At 46.3% G+C, this 4,169-nt stretch carries 4 protein-coding genes; all 4 read left to right on the top strand.

What is annotated here, in order from left to right:
• The first annotated feature begins 256 nt into the window (after positions 1–256).
• A complete protein-coding gene (locus BCT81_RS28585; RefSeq protein WP_004741884.1) occupies positions 257–514 on the top strand; it encodes an oxaloacetate decarboxylase subunit gamma in 258 nt (85 codons plus the stop codon).
• Positions 515–545: 31 nt separating this feature from the next.
• Positions 546–2,333 carry a sodium-extruding oxaloacetate decarboxylase subunit alpha gene (gene oadA / locus BCT81_RS28580; RefSeq protein WP_102426622.1) on the top strand — a complete coding sequence of 596 codons (1,788 nt, stop codon included), beginning with the start codon at positions 546–548 and terminating at the stop codon, positions 2,331–2,333.
• A 9-nt stretch (positions 2,334–2,342) separates the two neighbouring features.
• On the top strand, positions 2,343–3,473 hold the full coding sequence (locus tag BCT81_RS28575; protein WP_004741882.1) for a sodium ion-translocating decarboxylase subunit beta: 1,131 nt from the start codon (positions 2,343–2,345) through the stop codon (positions 3,471–3,473).
• Between the two features lie 153 nt (positions 3,474–3,626).
• On the top strand, positions 3,627–4,169 hold a 543-nt coding region (locus BCT81_RS28570; RefSeq protein ID WP_157938899.1), incomplete at its 3' end, for an alcohol dehydrogenase catalytic domain-containing protein.

Below are 4,169 nucleotides of genomic sequence, written 5' to 3'. Positions count from 1 at the left end.
TTCCTTGTTATTCCACCTTTCTCATATCATTTCTTAAAAAAGCTCTATTTAAGTCACAGTTTAATTCTCTAAAAATTACATATTTGACAGATTTATGTGATCTGACAGGCGAATAATTAACCTAATGTGTGCGTTATCCGTAACAGAACCTTAAACAAAATTGACAAAGTTTTACCAATCGAGATAATCCAAGGGTCGGGATCACTATTCGCTGAAATCCTGTACATATGTCAGGATGACGAAGAAAGGAAGCAACATGACTAATATTGGAAGCCTGCTAGGAGATGCGGCGACTCTGATGATAACGGGGATGTCCGTTGTCTTTATTTTCCTAACTATTCTAGTTTACCTCGTTCGGTTGATGTCAAAACTGGTACCAGAAGAAGTACCAGAGCCGATCGCAGCACCTAAAAAAATTCAAAAATCACAATCAAACCCTTCAGCTGTTAGTCCACAGGTAGTGGCAGCAATTTCGGCCGCGGTTCATCAATACCGTGCGTCGACTGCTAAGTAGCATTTAAAGGATTAAAAAGGAGTTTATGAGCATGTCTAAACCACTAGCTATCACAGACGTGGTACTTCGTGACGCCCATCAGTCACTATTTGCTACTCGTATGCGTATCGAAGATATGCTGCCAATAGCGGCAGAACTGGATAAAGTCGGTTACTGGTCACTTGAGACTTGGGGCGGCGCGACGTTTGATTCGTGTATTCGTTTTCTTGGAGAGGATCCATGGGAGCGTCTACGTGAACTAAAGAAAGCGATGCCAAACACACCAATGCAGATGCTACTGCGTGGTCAAAACCTGTTGGGTTACCGCCACTACGCGGATGACGTAGTCGAAAAATTTGTTGAACGTGCCCATAAGAACGGCATGGACGTATTCCGTATTTTTGATGCGATGAATGATGTACGTAACTTTGAGAAAGCGGTGAAAGCAACAATTGATGTTGGTGGTCACGCTCAAGGTACTTTGTCTTACACAACCAGCCCTGTCCACAACTCAGATACTTGGGTTGATCTGGCTAAGCGTCTAGAAGACCTAGGTTGTCATTCATTATGTATCAAAGATATGTCAGGTTTATTAAAGCCTTACGAAGCTGAAGAGTTAATTACACGCATCAAAGCGTCGTGTGATGTTCCTCTAGCACTGCATAGCCACGCGACAACGGGTCTTTCTACAGCAACAGCAGTTAAAGCCGTTGAAGCGGATATCGATATTCTAGATACCGCTATCTCTTCAATGAGCTGTACTTATGGTCATACACCAACAGAAACGGTTGTGGCGATGCTAGAAGGTACTGAGCGTGATACTAATCTTAAGCTGGATCAGATTGAGCCAATTGCTTCTTACTTCCGTGATGTTCGTAAAAAGTACGCGAAATGGGAAGGCCAACTAAAAGGTGTTGATTCTCGTATCTTGATTGCTCAGGTTCCTGGCGGCATGTTGACTAATATGGAAGGCCAGTTAAAAGAGCAAGGTGCTGCAGATCGTATGGATGAGGTGCTTGAAGAGATCCCTCGCGTACGTAAAGAGCTTGGCTACATTCCTCTGGTAACGCCAACTTCTCAAATTGTTGGTACTCAAGCAGTTATTAACGTACTAACCGGTGAGCGCTACAAGAGCATCACTAAAGAAACAGCGGGTCTATTGAAAGGCGAATACGGTCAAGCTCCAGCTGAAGTGGATGCAGAACTGCAAGCTAAAGTATTGGATGGTGCGGAGGCGATCACTTGTCGCCCTGCAGATCTGCTGAAGTCTGAAATGGATGAGCTAACGACTGATTTGCTAGAAAAAGCAAAAGCAGAAGGTATCTCTCTAGCGGAAGACACGGTAGATGATGTACTGACTTACGCACTGTTCCCACAAGTGGGTCTTAAGTTCCTTAAGAACCGTCGTAATCCTGAAGCATTTGAACCAGCGCCAACGGCAGAAGCAGCGGCTCCTGTGGCAGCAGCGGCACCCGCTCCTGTATCTGGTGGTATCGAGAGCTACAGCGTGAAGGTGGATGGTCAAGTTTATGATGTAGAAGTTGGCCCACAAGGTGAACTGACATCAGTAGCACCATCAGCAAAACCAGCTCAAGCGGCACAAGCTGCGCCTGTAGCGACATCTGACGCGGAAGCGGTTCCTGCTCCTCTTGCGGGTAACATCTTTAAAGTGAACGTTCAGGCTGGCGCTGAAGTGGCTGAAGGCGACGTCCTGCTTATTCTAGAAGCGATGAAGATGGAAACGGAAGTTCGTGCTGCTCGTGGTGGTATCGTTCAAGAGCTGAATGTTAAAGAAGGCGATGCAGTTACTGTAGGCGCTCCACTACTAAGCCTAGCGTAAGGGAGTACCATGGAAGGATTGATGACCTTATGGTCTGAAACAGGGATTGCTAACTTCGAGTTCGGCCAGATCTGTATGATGCTGGTCGGTTGCTTGCTGTTGTTTTTGGCAATCCGCAAAGGATTTGAACCTTTACTGCTGCTACCTATTGGTTTTGGTGCTGTATTGGCCAATATCCCAAATGCTGGATTTACTGATCCCGGCGGTTTGTTGTATTACGTCTACTACATTGGTATCGAAACGGGCATTTTCCCACTGCTGATCTTTATGGGCGTGGGCGCGATGACGGACTTTGGTGCATTGATCGCTAACCCTAAAACCTTGTGGTTAGGTGCAGCTGCTCAGTTTGGTATTTTCGCAACACTATTTGGTGCGATCTTGCTGAACTACATTCCAGGCATGGAATTTACGATGGCAGATGCTTCTTCAATCGCAATCATTGGTGGTGCAGATGGTCCAACGGCTATCTTCTTAGCGAGTAAGCTCTCTCCTGATCTGTTAGGTGCGATTGCCGTAGCCGCATACAGCTACATGGCTTTAGTTCCTATTATTCAGCCGCCAATCATGAAGGCGTTAACGTCTCCAGAAGAGCGCAAAATTAAGATGGCTCAGCTTCGTCACGTAAGCAAAGGTGAGAAGATCCTTTTCCCACTTGCAGTATTATTGATGACGATCTTGTTCCTACCTTCAGCAACTCCACTGGTTGGTATGTTCTGTTTAGGTAACTTAATGCGTGAAGCAGGCGTAGTTGACCGTCTATCTAAGACTGCACAAAACGAACTGATCAACGTTGTAACTATCTTCCTTGGCTTGGGCGTAGGTTCTAAGCTTCAAGCAGATACCTTCTTGAACTTAGAAACGTTAGGTATTCTAGGCTTAGGTGCGGTGGCGTTCAGTATCGGTACTGCGGGTGGTGTGTTGATGGCGAAGCTATTAAACCGTTTCTCGAAAGAGGATATCAACCCACTGATAGGTGCTGCTGGTGTATCAGCGGTTCCAATGGCGGCTCGTGTTGTGAACAAGGTTGGTCTTGAGGCGAACCCTCAGAACTTCTTGTTGATGCATGCAATGGGGCCGAACGTAGCAGGTGTACTAGGTAGTGCGGTTGCGGCCGGTATTCTATTAGCGCTAGTCGGTTAATGGATACCTAGGTCATGTATCGTTACGTTAATTGGTCGTCAATTTACGAATGAGCGGTTAACTTAGCCTTATTAAATGGTTTATAGTCGAAGGGATGCTTGTGCATCCCTTTCTTTTATTCGTTAGGTTTTAACTAATTAGGGACGTGTTTAAATGGAAAATAGACAGATAGCGATTACCGAGTTTGGTGGGGTGGAAAACCTTGTACTTCAAACCAGTGCAATACCAGAGCCTAAAGTTGGCGAAGTGGTGGTTAAGGTCTCTTTTTCCGGCGTCAATCCGATAGATGTTAAAACTCGAGCAGGGCTAGGTTGGGCGGCTGCACAAAACAAAGATAACCTACCTTGGGTACCAGGCTACGATATCGCGGGGCAAGTGGTTACGTTGGGCGCACAGGCTGAGCGTTTTACTGTTGGTGATAATGTGGCGGGCTTTATCGGCTTCCCATTGCAAGGCGGTGGTTACAGCCAATATGTGTGTGTATCTGAAACTGCACTGAGCATCATTCCTAACTCTGTAACATTAGAAGCGGCAGCCGCTCTCCCGCTGGCGAGTCAAACGGCGGCACAAGCGCTTAATAAAGCGGAAGTGAAAGAGGGCGATCGCGTACTCATTTTAGCGGGTGCGGGTGGCGTTGGACATCTTGCGGTTCAAATTGCCGTTGCAGCAAAAGCTGAGGTTTACACTACTTGTAGT

The organism is Vibrio sp. 10N.261.52.A1 (assembly GCF_002876325.1).
In the GTDB taxonomy this organism is placed as follows: domain Bacteria; phylum Pseudomonadota; class Gammaproteobacteria; order Enterobacterales; family Vibrionaceae; genus Vibrio; species Vibrio chagasii.
Note: the sequence above shows the minus strand (reverse complement) of the source record. Positions and strands in the feature narration are given on the sequence as shown.